Annotated in this window: 12 protein-coding genes and 1 tRNA gene; 2 read left to right on the top strand and 11 right to left on the bottom strand. The window is 70.2% G+C overall.

Features of this window, described 5'->3' with window-relative positions; all coding sequences use genetic code 11:
- Positions 1 to 370 precede the first annotated feature (370 nt).
- The 4 genes from J2Y69_RS05845 to serS all read right to left on the bottom strand — a co-directional run bounded on the left by J2Y69_RS05845 (position 371) and on the right by serS (position 4172).
- Positions 371 to 1630: an LCP family protein gene (locus J2Y69_RS05845; RefSeq protein ID WP_310018522.1), complete on the bottom strand. Its 1260-nt coding sequence runs from the start codon at positions 1628 to 1630 to the stop codon at positions 371 to 373.
- Between the two features lie 238 nt (positions 1631 to 1868).
- Positions 1869 to 1953, bottom strand: a tRNA-Ser gene (locus J2Y69_RS05840).
- Positions 1954 to 2061: 108 nt separating this feature from the next.
- Positions 2062 to 2886: an HAD family hydrolase gene (locus tag J2Y69_RS05835; protein WP_396653046.1), complete on the bottom strand. Its 825-nt coding sequence runs from the start codon at positions 2884 to 2886 to the stop codon at positions 2062 to 2064.
- Positions 2883 to 4172 carry a serine--tRNA ligase gene (gene serS / locus J2Y69_RS05830; RefSeq protein WP_310018521.1) on the bottom strand — a complete coding sequence of 430 codons (1290 nt, stop codon included), beginning with the start codon at positions 4170 to 4172 and terminating at the stop codon, positions 2883 to 2885. Before serS ends, J2Y69_RS05835 begins: the two co-directional genes overlap by 4 nt.
- A gap of 108 nt (positions 4173 to 4280) precedes the next feature.
- Here serS and J2Y69_RS05825 point away from each other — a divergent pair, with 108 nt between their 5' ends.
- On the top strand, positions 4281 to 5279 hold the full coding sequence (locus tag J2Y69_RS05825) for a diacylglycerol/lipid kinase family protein (RefSeq protein WP_310018519.1): 999 nt from the start codon (positions 4281 to 4283) through the stop codon (positions 5277 to 5279).
- Positions 5280 to 5350: 71 nt separating this feature from the next.
- On the opposite strand, the gene J2Y69_RS05820 is transcribed toward J2Y69_RS05825, so the two are convergent.
- From J2Y69_RS05820 to J2Y69_RS05810, 3 genes are all read right to left on the bottom strand, one after another.
- Positions 5351 to 6100 carry a hypothetical protein gene (locus tag J2Y69_RS05820; RefSeq protein WP_310018517.1) on the bottom strand — a complete coding sequence of 250 codons (750 nt, stop codon included), beginning with the start codon at positions 6098 to 6100 and terminating at the stop codon, positions 5351 to 5353.
- A 69-nt stretch (positions 6101 to 6169) separates the two neighbouring features.
- On the bottom strand, positions 6170 to 7630 hold the full coding sequence (cls, locus tag J2Y69_RS05815) for a cardiolipin synthase (protein WP_310018515.1): 1461 nt from the start codon (positions 7628 to 7630) through the stop codon (positions 6170 to 6172).
- Positions 7631 to 7724: 94 nt separating this feature from the next.
- A complete protein-coding gene (locus tag J2Y69_RS05810) occupies positions 7725 to 7901 on the bottom strand; it encodes a hypothetical protein (protein WP_310018512.1) in 177 nt (58 codons plus the stop codon).
- Between the two features lie 198 nt (positions 7902 to 8099).
- Between J2Y69_RS05810 and J2Y69_RS05805 the strand changes: the two genes are divergently transcribed.
- Entirely contained in the window at positions 8100 to 9245 is a 1146-nt protein-coding gene (locus tag J2Y69_RS05805) for a DUF4192 family protein (protein ID WP_310018510.1), read from the top strand.
- A gap of 11 nt (positions 9246 to 9256) precedes the next feature.
- Here the strand turns inward: J2Y69_RS05805 and lysS are convergent, their stop codons facing one another.
- From lysS to J2Y69_RS05785, 4 genes are read right to left on the bottom strand one after another with little or no spacing between them, the layout of a single operon-like run.
- Positions 9257 to 10789: a lysine--tRNA ligase gene (gene lysS, locus J2Y69_RS05800; RefSeq protein ID WP_310018509.1), complete on the bottom strand. Its 1533-nt coding sequence runs from the start codon at positions 10787 to 10789 to the stop codon at positions 9257 to 9259.
- Positions 10790 to 10831: 42 nt separating this feature from the next.
- Positions 10832 to 11512 (bottom strand): DUF2520 domain-containing protein, encoded by a 681-nt coding sequence (locus J2Y69_RS05795; protein ID WP_310018507.1) that lies wholly within the window; start codon positions 11510 to 11512, stop codon positions 10832 to 10834.
- Positions 11509 to 13425, bottom strand: coding sequence for a PH domain-containing protein (locus J2Y69_RS05790; protein ID WP_310018505.1), 1917 nt, complete (start codon positions 13423 to 13425; stop codon positions 11509 to 11511). Before J2Y69_RS05790 ends, J2Y69_RS05795 begins: the two co-directional genes overlap by 4 nt.
- Positions 13422 to 13946, bottom strand: a complete 525-nt coding sequence (locus J2Y69_RS05785; RefSeq protein ID WP_396653045.1) for a PH domain-containing protein — start codon at positions 13944 to 13946, stop codon at positions 13422 to 13424. The genes J2Y69_RS05790 and J2Y69_RS05785 overlap by 4 nt, the downstream gene beginning before the upstream one ends.
- Between the last annotated feature and the right edge of the window lie 61 nt (positions 13947 to 14007).

The following is a 14007-nucleotide window of genomic DNA, read 5'->3' as shown; positions in this document are numbered from 1 at the left end:
GACCTCATGGCCGCGGCCGCGCACCATCTGTGTCCCAATTCCTGTTCTTCGAGTGCGCAAACGGGACCGTTTTCGGGACACAGGCGACGAAAACCGGGACGCGACCCGCAGAAACCGGGACGCGGGCCGGGACGCGGATCGCCGCCTGCCGCCCGCCCGTGACTCACCCCACCTTTTCTGCCCCGCCGTGGCACTTCTTGTGGGTTCAGCCTGCCGTGAACCCGCAAGAAGTGTCACGCCGGGGCAGGCCCGACCTCAGACTCCGACCCGCCCCGACCTCAACCCGGCCCAGCCCTCAGACCCAGCTAGACCCGGCCCAACCCCTCAGCACCAGGCCCACCCACAACTCGGACCCAGCCCAAGACCCGACTCAGCCGTTGAAGCCCACGCCGTTCGAGCAGGTCTGATCGGCCGCGGACTGACCCGCGATGTTCTCCGGCAGCACGGCGACCCCGGGATCGGTCGTCGGCGTGACGCCATCGGCAGGCGGCACGGTGTCCGCCGGCGGCGCGGGCGTCGAGCCATCGGCGTTGACAACCGCTTCCTTGTCCTGACCGGTCGTCTTGAGCTGCTGATTGGCCAGCAGCGCCGCCCAGAGCTGGTCCGCGCTCGTCTCATCGGGCACGACCTTGTTCGGGTCGTCGGGGTCCGTCAGCACCGGGTACCGCAGGAAGTTGATGTCCTCGAAAGGAACGGTTCGCACGGCCATGGCGATCTGCGCCAGCAGCATGGGGTTGGTCAGGCTCGCACTGGGAGTGACGTTCTCGATGGTGGTCCGGGCGAGACGCAGGACTGTGGCCGGGTTCGACAGCACCTCGTCGCTCACGACCTTGCGCGCGAGGGACGCCATGTACACCTGCTGATTGCTCACCCGCCCGAGGTCGCTTCCGTCGCCGACGCCGTGCCGGGTGCGCAGGAACTGCAGCGCCTCCCAGCCGGCGAGGTTGTAGGTGCCCGGCGCGAAGTTGAGCCCGGTGTACTCGTCGGTGAGACCGTTCGCGATGCACACCGGGACGCCACCGATCGCATTGGTGACCTCGATCACGCCGCCCCAGGTCACCTTCGCGGCGAAGGGGATCTCCAGCCCGGAGATCTGGCTGATCGTCTTCACGACGCAGTTGAGGCCGTTGAGGCCGCCCTTCTCGAAGGCGGTGTTCAGCGGGGACTTCGAGGTCGCCGATGCGATGTTGCCGTTCGTGTCCGTGCATTCCGGGATCGGCAGCATCAGATCGCGGGGGAACGTGATCACGGTCACACGACGAGGCGCGTCGGAGATGTGCAGGAGCATGTTGACGTCGTTGCGCTCCCCGCCGTCGTCCTCCTCGCAGCGCAGACCGAAGTACTGGGAGTACGAGGGCTCGCATTTGTCGGTGCCCACCAGCAGCATGTTCACGCCGCCCTTGAGGCTTCCGATGTCCGGCGGCACCGACTCCTGCCCGTCGAGCTCAACCGAGTTGGCGACGAAGGTGGACTGGAGATCGTAGGCCACATATGCCGCGACGCCGACGCCGCTGACCAGCACGACGGCCATGGCCACGCCGATGATCTTCAGCAGCTGACCCCAGGCGCTGGGTCTGTGGAGCTGACCGTGACCCGCGACCGGGCGCCGGGTTCGGGAGTTCGCGCTCACTCGGTGCCTTTCGGGGTGCTCCGGACGGTGCGGGCCGGAAGGCCCACCACTCTGGTCTTCATGATCATAGGAGGAAGAGCCCGCCCCTCCCGGAAGCCCGTCCCGGCCGGCAACCTGCGTTGCACGGCCTCTTCGCCCTCGTGGGGCATCCGCTCATCGTACAAACGCTGCCTGAGAGGCCCATGCGCGCGCCGGAAAATCGGCTCCCGAGCACGTACGGGTACTCGGCCCTGTGTTGCGGAGGGTGTGGGATTCGAACCCACGAGACATCTCTGCCCACTGGTTTTCAAGACCAGCTCCATCGGCCGCTCGGACAACCCTCCCGGCACGCGGCTGTGCGCCCCGGCCAGGCGTCGAGTCTATCCGACGCCCGACCCGAAGACCCGATGCTCGAGACCCGCTCGGCACAGACATGCCAGGCGGTCCGGGCGTCAGATAGTCGGCGCGTCGGCGACGAGGAGCGATGCCAGCGCTCGCGCCAGACCACCGTCGATCACGTCCGCGGTCACCTCGCCGGCCGCGGCCCTGACCTCATCGGGCGCCTGCCCCATCGCCACGGCCCTGCCGCCGACGCCCTGAGCCCAGGCGAACATCCCGAGATCGTTGCGCCCGTCACCGGCGACGAAGACCCGATCGCCGTCGTGCGCGCGTTCGACGCGCACCCGTTCCAGCGCCGTGCCCTTGTCGACGCCCTGCGGGGCGATGTCCAGCCACGCGGTCCAGCCGATCGCGTAGGAGACCTCATTGAGCCCGACCTCCTCCACCAGCCGGTGGAAATCGTCCTCATCATGCCCGGGCGAGACGACCACGACGCGCGAGACCTCTTCGCCCGCGAGGTCCTCGAACGCGACCTGCCGGCCGCCGTCGAGCGTCCAGTCGTCCAGCTCGGCGGTGAACAGCCGCTGCCCGGAGCCGAGCTCAACCATGTACCGCGCCTCGGGCAGCCGGTCTCCGAGGAGGGCGAGCACCGGGGAGGGATCGAAGGTCTCGATGTTCCAGCGCTCGTACTCGTCGCCCACCCGACGCAGCGTGACCGCGCCGTTCGAGCAGACGACGTACTCCGGGCGGATCGCGAGCTCGTCGAGGTACCGCGACGTCGCCATCCAGCTGCGCCCGGTGGCCAGCGTCACCTCATTGCCGGCATCGCGGACGCGAGCAATCGCCTCGACGACGCCGGGGCTGAAGGTCTCGTCCTGGAGCAGGATCGTGCCGTCGATGTCCAGGCCGACGAACCAGGGACGATCCACGCGGGTCACGCCTGCTCGCCCTCGGGACGGATGACCTCGAGGCCGCCCAGGTAGGGACGCAGCACCTCCGGCACCCGCACGGAGCCGTCCGCCTGCTGATGGGTCTCCAGCAGTGCGACGATCCAGCGGGTCGTCGCGATCGTGCCGTTGAGCGTGGCGACGTGCTGCGTCTTGCCCGGCTTGCCGTCCTCGGCCAGCGGGCGGTGCCGCACGTCGAGCCGTCGCGCCTGGAACGTCGTGCAGTTCGACGTGGAGGTGAGCTCGCGGAACGCGTCCTGCGTGGGCACCCATGCCTCGACGTCGTACTTCCGCGCCGCGCTGGATCCGAGATCGCCCGCCGCGGTGTCGATCACACGATAGGAGAGGCCGAGCGAGGTGAGCAGCTGCTCCTGCAGGGCGAGGAGACGCTCGTGCTCGGCCTCGGCCTCCTGGACCGAGGTGTAGACGAACATCTCCAGCTTGTTGAACTGGTGCACGCGGATGATCCCACGGGTGTCCTTGCCGTGGGATCCAGCCTCGCGGCGATAGCAGGTGGACCAGCCCGCGTAGCGGAGCGCCCCGCGCGACAGGTCGACGATCTCGTCCTTGTGGTACCCCGCGAGCGCCACCTCGCTGGTGCCGACGAGATAGAGGTCGTCGGCCTCCAGGCGGTAGACCTCGTCGGCGTGCTCGCCGAGGAAGCCGGTGCCCTGCATGATCTCCGGACGCACGAGCGTCGGGGTGATCATCGGGATGAAGCCGTGCTGCATCGCCGTGTCGAGAGCGAGGTTCATCAGGGCGAGCTCCAGGCGGGCGCCGATGCCGCGCAGGAAGTAGAAGCGCGCGCCGGACACCTTCGCGCCGCGTTCCATGTCGATCGCGCCGAGGAGCTCGCCGAGCTCCAGGTGGTCGCGCGGCGTGAAGTCGAAGGTCGGGATCTCGCCGACACGGCGGATCTCGACGAAGTCCGCCTCGCCGCCGGCCGGAACGCCCTCGATCACGACGTTCTCGATCCGGGACAGCGCGGCGGTCGCCGCCTCCGTGGCCTCGTTCGCGGCCTGGTTTGCCTGCTTGACCCGCTCGGCAAGGTCCTTCGCCTGTGCGACGAGAGCCGGCTTGTCCTCCTTGGGGGCTGCGGCCACCCGCTTCCCGAAGGCGTTCTGCTCGGCCCGCAGATCCTCGAACGCGGCGAGCGCTGCGCGGCGGGATCGATCGGCCTCGATCGCCGCATCGACGGTCTCCGGCGCGTTTCCGCGCGCGGCCTGGGACTTCCGGACGAGCTCGGGCTCGTCGCGCAGGAGGGCGAGATCGATCACCGTCCGAGTCTAGTCGGCCGGAAACACCTGCCCGACCGGCCTTTCCCGTCCCCTCATCGCTCGCCCCGGCGCGGGGAGGCGGGGACCGCGGAGGCTTAGGCTTACGCCATGAGCGCCGACGACAGCCCCCGCCGCCGTGCGGCGCTGGTCGTCAATCCGGTCAAGGCCGATGCCCCGCGGCTCCGCGCTCTGCTGGAGTCGCTGTCGACCTCTGCCGGATGGCTCCCGCCGGCCGTCTGGGAGACCAGCGTCGCGGACCCCGGGCAGGCGGCCACCCGCCGGGCGCTCGACGAGGGCGCGGACGCCGTGCTCGTGGCCGGGGGCGACGGAACCGTCCGCGCGGTCGCGGAGGCCATCGCCGGATCGGGGGTGCCTCTGGCGATCCTCCCGAGCGGCACCGGCAATCTCCTCGCCCGCAATCTCGCCCTCCCGCTCGATGACCCGTCGACGATGATCCGGGCCGTCTTCACCGGGGACCTGCACCCGATCGACATCGGCTGGGCCGCGATCACGCGCTCGGACGGCGAGAGCAGCGAGCACGCCTTCGTGGTCCTCGCCGGCATCGGCCTGGACGCCGACATGATCGCGAACACCCGTCCGGACTGGAAGCGGGCCGTGGGATGGGTGGCCTACCTCGACGGCGCCGCCCGGTCGCTCGCGAACTCGAAGCCGTTCCGCGTCGTCTATGCGATCGATGACGGACGCCTCCACTCCACCAAGGCGCACAGCATGCTGTTCGCGAACTGCGGCGCCCTCCCCGCCGGCATCTCCCTCATCCCTGACGCCTCGATCGCCGACGAGCAGCTCGACATCGCCGTCATCCGCCCCCGCGGCCCGTTCGGATGGCTCGCGGTGTGGCGCACGGTCTGGTGGCAGAACTCCGTGCTCCGCCGTACCGAGGCGGGACGGCGGATCATCAGGCTCAGCGGCGAGAGCAAGTCGGTGCTCTTCGAGCGCGGCTCGACCGCGGAGGCGGCCGCCGAGGAGCCCCGCCCGATCGAGCTGGACGGCGACGAGTTCGGCGAAGGCGCGCGGATCCGCTGCCGCATCGACCCCGGAGCGCTGCAGATCGTCCTCCCCGCCGGTCACGACGTGACGAGGCTCTGAGCCGACCGGTACCCGCTCATGCCGGTACCCGTTCATCCAGCGGCGAGGACCGCGCGGCGCAGGCGTCGAGGTCAGCGACCGATGACCTTCACCGTGCCGTCGAGACTGTCGCCCTGGAGCGTGAGGGTGTAGCCGTCCGTCGTCGCAGGAGCCGCGGAGAGGCCGAGGACGGTCGCCCGCGGCGCCATGTCCATCGTGCAGATCCGGCTCTCGCCGCTGAAGGACACCGCTGCGCCGTCACTGCGCTCTTCGATCCCCGACACCACAGGCGGGCAGGATGAGGAGCCCCAGGTGAGCAGGACGATCCCGGTGGCGCTGAACCAGCCGGCGCTGGCCGTGTACTCCGTCGGCTGGCCGGGCGTGCCGGTCAACGACGCGTTGCCCGGCAGCCGGACCTTCGTCTCGACGCCGCCCGTCGTGACGAGGGTCACATCCTTGGACGGGTCCACCCCCGCGGGCAGGACGATCGTCGTGGCGCGGGGTGCGAAATCGGCGGTGCACACGATGTTCGGATCCGGCTCGACGATCGTGGCGGTCACCGTCTGCGCGTCGCCGGCGACCTCCCCGACGCGCGGCGGGCAGGACGAGGAGCCCCAGGTCACGAGCGCGACGGCCCGTCCGTCATCGAGCCACGCCGCCGTGGGCTCGTCATCGAGCGGGTCGGGCGACGCAGGGCCATCCGACGCAGGCGGGGCGGTGCCCGGCTGGGCAGTGCCCGGCTGCGTGGTGGCCGACCCCGCGCCCGAGCCTCCCGTGCACCCGGCGAGCGCCAGAGCGGACACGGCCAGCGATGCGATGAGGACTCCTGGCCGGCGGAACATGACCCCAGCGTATTGGCTTCCGCACCGGTTCCTCAGTGTTCCCCAGAACATCCACAGGGCCGTCGGGAGTTACTGGACGGCGGACGTGAGCCGGGCGAGGTTGTCGAGCACGGTGGAGCGCAGCGGCTGCTGCATCCATTCCTCCAGCGTCAGCTCGCGGCTCAGGGCTCGGTACTCGTCCTCGACCGCGCGCATCTCGCCGACGAACTCCTCGCCGCGCACGAGCATCGAGATCTCCAGGTTGAGGCCGAACGAGCGCATGTCCATGTTGCTGGACCCGATCACCGCGATCTCGTCGTCGATCGTGAGGCTCTTGGTGTGCAGGATGTAGGGCTTCCGGTACATCCAGATCCGGATCCCACCCCGCAGCAGCGTCTCGTAGTAGCTGCGCTGCGCGTGGTAGACCATCGCCTGATCGCCCTCCTCGGAGACGAAGAGCTCGACCTCGACGCCGCGGTCGCACGCGGCGGTCACGGCCAGGAGGAGCGCCTCGTCGGGGACGAAGTAGGGGCTGACGATCATGATCTTGCGCTGTGCGCCGTAGAGGAGCCCGAGGAACAGACGGAGGTTGTTCTCGACCTCGAACCCCGGACCCGACGGCACCACCTGGCAGTCCAGGTCGCCGCTTCCGGTCTTCGCGCGCAGGAAGTCGGTCTCGGGGAGGACCTGGTCCGTCTCGCTGTACCAGTCGGACAGGAACACCGCGTTGACGCTCGCGACGACCGGGCCGTCCAGACGCACCATGAGGTCGACCCAGTGGAGTCCCCGCTTGATGTTCTTGGGCAGGTTGTAGCTGGAGTCGGTGACGTTCTGCGAGCCGACGAACGCGATCTCGTCGTCGACGACGAGGAGCTTCCGGTGATTGCGGAGATCGGGCCGCTGGGTGTCCCCGCGGAGCGGTCGGACCGGGAGCATGAGATGCCAGTCCGCACCCATCGCCTGGAGCCGGGCGATGGTCTTCTTGTAGTTCGGCTTCCAGCGGTTCGCCCAGTGGTCCAGCAGGACCCGCACCGGGATGCCCCGCGCCGCCACCTCCTCCAGAGCGCGGAAGAAGTTGTCGGTCGTCGCATCGGCCTGGAGGATGTAGAACTCGACGTGGACGTAGTCCCTGGCCTGGCGGATGGCGTCGGCCATCGCATCGAGCGACTCCTCGTAGCGCGAGATCAGATGAGCGCCGTTGTCGCCCGAGAGCGGAAGCGCGCCGAGCCGCTGGTTCATCCGGACGAGCGCCTCGAACCACTCCGGCGCGTTCGGGCGGAGCGTTCCGAGCTCCAGGTATGCGCTGGTGTCGGAGATGTACTCGTTGATCCGCTCCTGTTTCCGCCGACGAGCGCGCGGCAGACGCGGGGTCCCGATGAGCAGGAACAGGAAGACGCCGATGATCGGGATGAAGTAGATCGCCAGCAGCCAGGCCATCGCCGCCGTGGGGCGACGGTTCCGCGGCACGACGATGACCGCCGTGATGCGGATGGAGATGTCGATCACCAGGAGGATCGCCAAGACCCACCAGGGCCACGCCTCGAGGTTCATCGCACTCCTGCTGTGGGAAACGGCCGCCGATCGGCCGCTTCGTCTCACAGTAGCGGGCGGGGCGGACACCGCCGGCCAGGCGGGACCCGCATCCTCAGGGCGTGCGGGGCGGGAGCCCGCGGGCGGCGCGCTCCTCGGCCTCGATGCGCGCGTGGGTGCGCCGCTCCGTGCGATCCGAGCGGATGATGCCCCTCAGCACGAAGAAGAAGACCACGCTCACCACGATGGTCGGAAGGATCGACCACACCGCGGTGAGCCAGAAGTCATCCATCCCTCCATCGTACGCGTCTCCCGATGCCCGCCCTCGCCCCGCCTGCGTGCCCCACTTGTGCGTGCCCCGCGTGCGTGCCCTGCGTGCGTGCCCTGTCGCCGCGGCGTCTTCCTCCACCGCGCCGAGGATCATCGATCTCTCCACAGATCGTGCGAACACGCTCCGTGACGCCCCGGCTCCCGGCGCAGGATGCTCTGCATGACCACGATCCTGCACGCCTCCGGAGCCGCAGAGCTCCTCTCCCTCATCCCGGTCCTCGCCGGATTCACCCCACGACGCAGCGTCGTCCTGCTTCCGTTCGCAGACGGACGGACCGGCGGCGCGCTCCGCTTCGACGCCCCGCCGATCGATGAGTCGCCGATCGATGAGTCGCCGATCGGGCAGGACGCCGTTATCGAGACCTTCGCGGCGACGGCGATCGGGCTCGCCTGCCGCATCCCCGCCACGAACGCCATCGCCGTCGCCCTCTACCTCGATGAGCCCTTGAGCGACGGCGACTCCCTTCCCGGGACGCGCATCGCGGAGGAGCTGATGCTCCGCGCACGGGCCTGCGGGCTGCGGATCGTGGAGGTGCTCTGCGTCGGGCCCGACGGGTGGGCGGACTACCTCGACCCGGCGGAGCCGCCACGACCGCTCGCCGAGCTTCCCGCGCCGCCGCCGGTGCCCGGCCTCGTCGGGATCGGGGACGACCAGCGGAGCGGCTCCGAGCTGCCGCCAGCCGATCTCGTCGAGAAGGAGGCGGTGGCCCAGGCGCTGCGCGCCCTCGAGCACGCGATGGCCGGAGGCCCGACCGACCGGGACGACGCGCTCGAGGGCCGTGTCGACCCCCGCGCGTTCGCGGCCCTGCTCACGCTCGATGACCTTCCGGCGTTCCTGGAGGACGCGCTGGAGACGCCCGAGAGCCGGTCGCCGTTTCTGGCGGCCGCGCTCATCTGGGTGCTCACCCGACCGGCCTTCCGTGACGTCGCCCTGGTTCAATGGGCGTGCGGGATCGACGCGGGCGCCTACGCGCTCGATGCCCAGCTCGCCTTCACGGGCGATCCGTCCTCGATCCCCGATGAGCTCGGAGACGTGATCCTCGGCCGGGGTCCGAGCCCCGACCCCGACCGGCTGCACGTCGCGTTGACCCTCGTCCGCGGGGTCGCGGCCCTGGCACCGCGCCCCGAGCGTCCCGGCGCCCTGGCCGCGGCCGCGTGGCTGGCATGGGCGCTCGGACGCTCGACGCACGCGTCGCGCTACATCGAGCTCGCCGAGGCGATCGACCCCCGGCACTCGTTCATCGGCCTGCTGAGATCGGTGGTCGACGCGGGCGTGCTCCCGGACTGGGCGTTCCGCCGCGGATGAGCCCGATGAACCTACTTGACCAGGGGGAAGAGGATGGTCTCGCGGATCCCGAGCCCCGTGATCGCCATGAGCAGGCGATCGATCCCCATGCCCATCCCGCCGGTCGGCGGCATGCCGTGCTCCAGAGCGCGGAGGAACTCGTCGTCCACGTTCATCGCCTCGACGTCGCCGCGGGCGGCGAGCTTCGCCTGCTCAACGAAGCGCTCACGCTGGATCACCGGGTCGATGAGCTCGGAGTAGCCGGTCGCCAGCTCGAAGCCGCGGACGTACAGGTCCCACTTCTCCACGACGCCCGGGATCGAGCGGTGCTCGCGCACGAGCGGCGAGGTGTCGACGGGGAAGTCCATCACGAAGGTGGGGCGCTCCAGCCCGCCCTTCACGAAGTGCTCCCACAGCTCCTCGATGAGCTTGCCGTGCGTGGCCTGCGTGGGGACCTCGACGCCGTTGGCCTCGGCGAAGGCGACGAGATCGCCGACCTCGTCCGCGGGGGTGAACTCGCGCCCGGCCGCCGCGGACAGCGAGTCGTACATCGAGATCCGCGCCCACTCCCCGCCGAGGTCGTACTCGGTCCCGTCCGCCCACGTGACGGTGGTCGCCCCGGACACGGCGATCGCGGCGTTCTGCACGAGCTCCTGAGTCAGATCTGCGATGCCGTTGTAGTCGCTGTACGCCTGATAGGCCTCAAGCATCGCGAACTCCGGGCTGTGCGTCGAGTCGGCGCCCTCGTTGCGGAAGTTGCGGTTGATCTCGTAGACCCGCTCGATGCCGCCGACGACCGCGCGCTTGAGGTAGAGCTCCGGCGCGATCCGCAGATACAGATCGGTGTCGAAGGCATTGGAGTGGGTGATGAACGGACGCGCCGAGGCGCCGCCGTGCTGCACCTGCAGCATCGGCGTCTCGACCTCGAGGAAGTCGTGGGCGGTGAATGTGGACCGCAGGCTCGCGTTCACCGCCGCCCGTGCACGCACGGTCGTCCGAGCCTGGTCGCGCACGATCAGGTCCAGGAACCGGCTCCGGACCCGGCTCTCCTCGTTCAGGTCTCCGTAGACGTTGGGCAGCGGCAGGATCGCCTTGGACGCGATGGTCCAGCCGTCGGCCATCACCGAGAGCTCGCCCCGGCGACTGGAGATGACCTCCCCGTGAACGAACACGTGATCGCCGAGATCCACGAGCTCCTTCCACGCGGACAGCGACTCCTCTCCGACGTTCGCAAGGGAGATCATCGCCTGGATCCGAGACCCGTCGCCGGCCTGCAGGGTGGCGAAGCAGAGCTTGCCCGTGTTGCGGCTGAAGACCACTCGGCCGGCGATCCCCGCGATGAGTCCCGTCTGCGTGTCGGGCTCGAGGTCCGGGAACTGGGCCCGCAGCTGGGGGATCGTGTGGGTCACCGGAACCGAGACGGGGAAGGCGCCGCCTGCGGCGTCCGTCCGCTCGGCGAGGAGCCGATCACGCTTGGCCAGGCGCACCGCGCGCTGTTCGAAGGTGTCTTCGGCATCCGTGGCATCGGTCTGGTCAGCGGGCGCGGCGTCGGGCGCGTCAGTCATCGGTGGGGCTCCTCGAAAGTCGGGCCCAGTCTACCGGCGCGCTCAGGCGTTGCCGGCGTCGCGCAGCGCGCGCTCGAACGTCGAGGAGACGAGCGCGGAGAGATAGCCGCCCGGGTTCTCCACGCCGAGGCCGCGGAGGATCCCCGTCGCCTGGCTCACGATCGACCTCGTGAAGTCGGAAGCGGTCGCGATCGCCTCCGCATAGGCGGCACGATCCTCCTCCGCGATCACGATCGGCTCGCATCCGAGCTCGACCGCGAGCGCCTGAGCGATCGGGAGGACCATGGACGGCGCGGTCACCGCCGCGTATGCGCCGTGGAGCTGTCGCAGATCGAGGGTCGTCCCCGTGAACGAGATCGCCGGATGCACCGCGAGCGGGATCGCCCCGCGGCGCGCGGCGGGATCGAGCACCGCGGTGCCGAGGCCAGGATTCGTGTGCAGCACCAGCTGGCCGGGCTGCCAGGCGTCCAGCTCGGCGAGGCCCGCGACCAGATCGGCGAGCTGATCGCCCGGCACCGCGAGCACCACGAGCTGACTCCCCCGCACGAGCTCCTCGGTCTGACGGACCGGGACGGTCGGAAGGATCGCCGCGACGCGATCGGGATCGGATCCCGGCGTGATCCCGACGAGCGAGTGGCCGACCCCGGCGAGCGCCGCGCCGAGAACAGGGCCGACGTGACCTGCGCCGACCACGCCGACGTCGAGCCGGCCGGCGCGACTCACCGAGTCTCCGGGGAGGCGGGGTCCGGCCGGCTCTCCGATCCCGCAGGCGGGGGCTGCGGCACTTCCGGCATCGGCGGGGCCGCAGCAGGCGGGGCGGCAGCAGGCGGCGCAGCAGCAGGCGAGGCAGCAGCAGGAGGCGGGAAGGCCGGCACCGGGAAGGCCAGTGCCGGGAAGGAAGGTGCAGAGAAGGAGGGCGCGGCCCCTGCTGCACCGGCGTCCGTCGGTGCGCCGGCGAGCGCCATCGACGCCTCATTGCCATGTTCGGCCCAGCGATGAGCGCGGTCCTCCGCCGCAGCGCGGGCGGCGGAGGCGGCCACCGCGTTGACCAGCCCGATCATCACGTCGCGCTCGATGCCGGAGACGTCGCCCGTCACCGGTCCCGTGACCGAATGCGCGCGTCCTCCCGAGACACGCTGAACCCGGTCGATGGGCCCCTGTTCGAGGGAGAACCCCTGCAGCCTCGCGAGGGGGAAGAGCGCGAGCTTGCGCCAGATCCGGCCACGCCGCATCAGCAGCGCGAAATCAGTGAGCGCGACGCCGTGCCTGCGCCAGGAGAACGGCCGACGCCACCACGCCCGCGCGGGGATCGTGTGGTACGGGTCATCCGTCTGCGGGCCGAGCACACCGTGCTCCCAGATGAGCGGGACGACCTCCTGCGGCGTCCCGGGGAGGATGAGCGACAGCACGCGCTCGACGTCGGCGCGAGCGCCGACCGGAAGCACGACGTTGAACTGCTGGGCCGTGCTGGACTGCTGCTGCGATGCGCTCTTGCCCGACATCCGGTTGATCTTCACGGTCCACCAGCCGAACGGCCGCCACAGGAGCGGCTGGGTCACCTCGACCGCGAAGATGCGGCCGGGCGGGATGGTCTCGGTCACCGTGGTAAGCAGCCCGAAGGTGATCCGGACGCCGTCGGGCGTCGGCGCGATCGAATAGCGCAGGGACTTCGCGATCTGCGCCCACGTGATCGCGATCGCCGCACCGATCAACGGAACGGCGGTGACCAGCCCGATCCCGAGCAGGAGAGCGGCACCGCCCGGCCCCTCCTCGGCCAGCACCTTCGGCACGACGAAGGCCATCACGATCGCGAACAGCGCTCCGAAGAAGACCAGCCACATGAGCCCGGACAGCAGCTGGGAGCCGACCAGGCGGCCGGTCGGGATCCGCAGCACGCTCTCGGGTGCGACGTCATCGAGGTCGACACCGGTGATCATGCCGGAGACCCCGCGGCTCATCGAGTCCGCGAGCTGTGCCCTGGCCGACGCCGGCCGGAGGTCGCCGGGAGCGCCGACGGCCCCTGCGTGCGCGGCTTCCCTGACCTGACGCGCCCCGGAGGCGAGCCGGAGGATGTCGACGCGGACGGTCTCGGCCTTGGCCGTGGAGAGGTACTCCAGCGCGACGTTCGCATCCGTGCCGGCACCGACGACCTCGAGCTTGGCCATCCCGATGAGGCGAGCCGGGAACGGGCGCGTGAGGTTCACGCCCTGGACGCGGTCGAGCGGTGCACGCCGATGCGAGCGGAACACGATCCCCTTGCGCACCTCGACGTGGTCGCCGGTGATCCGGAACTGCTGGAACCTCCAGACCAGCCAGAACCCCAACGACAGCACCACGAGCACGCCGAGGACGACGAGCAGGACGACGAGGATGAGGTTGTTCGCGAGCACCCAGTCCACCGGGTCTCCGGCGCCGGGCAGGTTCGGGGCCTCCGGGGTGAAGAGGCGGATGGCCCACGTGACGATCCTGTCCCGCAGGTTCGCGACCACGACGCCGAGGAGCACCACGAGCACCAGTCCGCCCTTGAACAGCGGCGTGAGCGGGTGCATCCGGTGCCACTCGCCATCGGCGAGCGAGGAGGATCCTCCCTCGGGCAGACCGCCCGCATCGGGTGCGGTCTGGGCTGGCAGGGTCACAGCCCGGTCCGCCGGGTCTCGGCGACCTCGATGAGCGTGTCGCGCAGGGCCTCTGCCGCGGCCTGGTTCAGGCCGGGTATCTCCACCCCCGTGGTCGCGGCGGCGGTCACCATCTTGAGCTTCGCGACGCCGAACGCGCGATCGATCGGTCCCTGCGTGATGTCCACGAGCTGCATCCGGCCGTAGGGAACCGCGATCATGCGCTGCCAGAGGATGCCCTTCCGGAACACGATGTCGTCGGGGCGCAGCATGTAGCCGATCGCGCGCGCCTGACGCGGGAGGATCACGAGGGTGACGATCGTGATCACGGCGAGCACCGCGCCCGGGATCCATGCCCAGAGCTGGTGCATCGGGAACGCGAGCACCAGGACCACGACGATGAGGCCGACGAGGAAGAGGAGGTTCTGCAGCACCTGCGAGACGACGTAGCGCGGCGAGATCTGGTGCCATACGCCGTCGAGCATGAGGGCGCCGGCACCTGACGGCTCCTTCAGCGAGGTGTAGACACCCTCGTCCAGCACCGGCGAGGTGGCGGGCGGCGGCGGTGATTGTGTCTGTGCCTGTGGGTGCGCCGGTGCCACT

This window comes from Microbacterium resistens (assembly GCF_031456305.1).
Taxonomy (GTDB): domain Bacteria; phylum Actinomycetota; class Actinomycetes; order Actinomycetales; family Microbacteriaceae; genus Microbacterium; species Microbacterium resistens_A.
This window is presented reverse-complemented; position numbering and strand designations above follow the sequence as displayed.

Coding starts and splice junctions, on each gene's coding strand:
- J2Y69_RS05825 (WP_310018519.1), top strand. CDS start 4,281: ATGAGCGCCGACGACAGCCCCCGCCGCCGTGCGGCGCTGGTCGTCAAT.
- J2Y69_RS05820 (WP_310018517.1), bottom strand. CDS start 6,100: ATGTTCCGCCGGCCAGGAGTCCTCATCGCATCGCTGGCCGTGTCCGCT.
- cls (WP_310018515.1), bottom strand. CDS start 7,630: ATGAACCTCGAGGCGTGGCCCTGGTGGGTCTTGGCGATCCTCCTGGTG.
- J2Y69_RS05810 (WP_310018512.1), bottom strand. CDS start 7,901: ATGGATGACTTCTGGCTCACCGCGGTGTGGTCGATCCTTCCGACCATC.
- J2Y69_RS05805 (WP_310018510.1), top strand. CDS start 8,100: ATGACCACGATCCTGCACGCCTCCGGAGCCGCAGAGCTCCTCTCCCTC.
- lysS (WP_310018509.1), bottom strand. CDS start 10,789: ATGACTGACGCGCCCGACGCCGCGCCCGCTGACCAGACCGATGCCACG.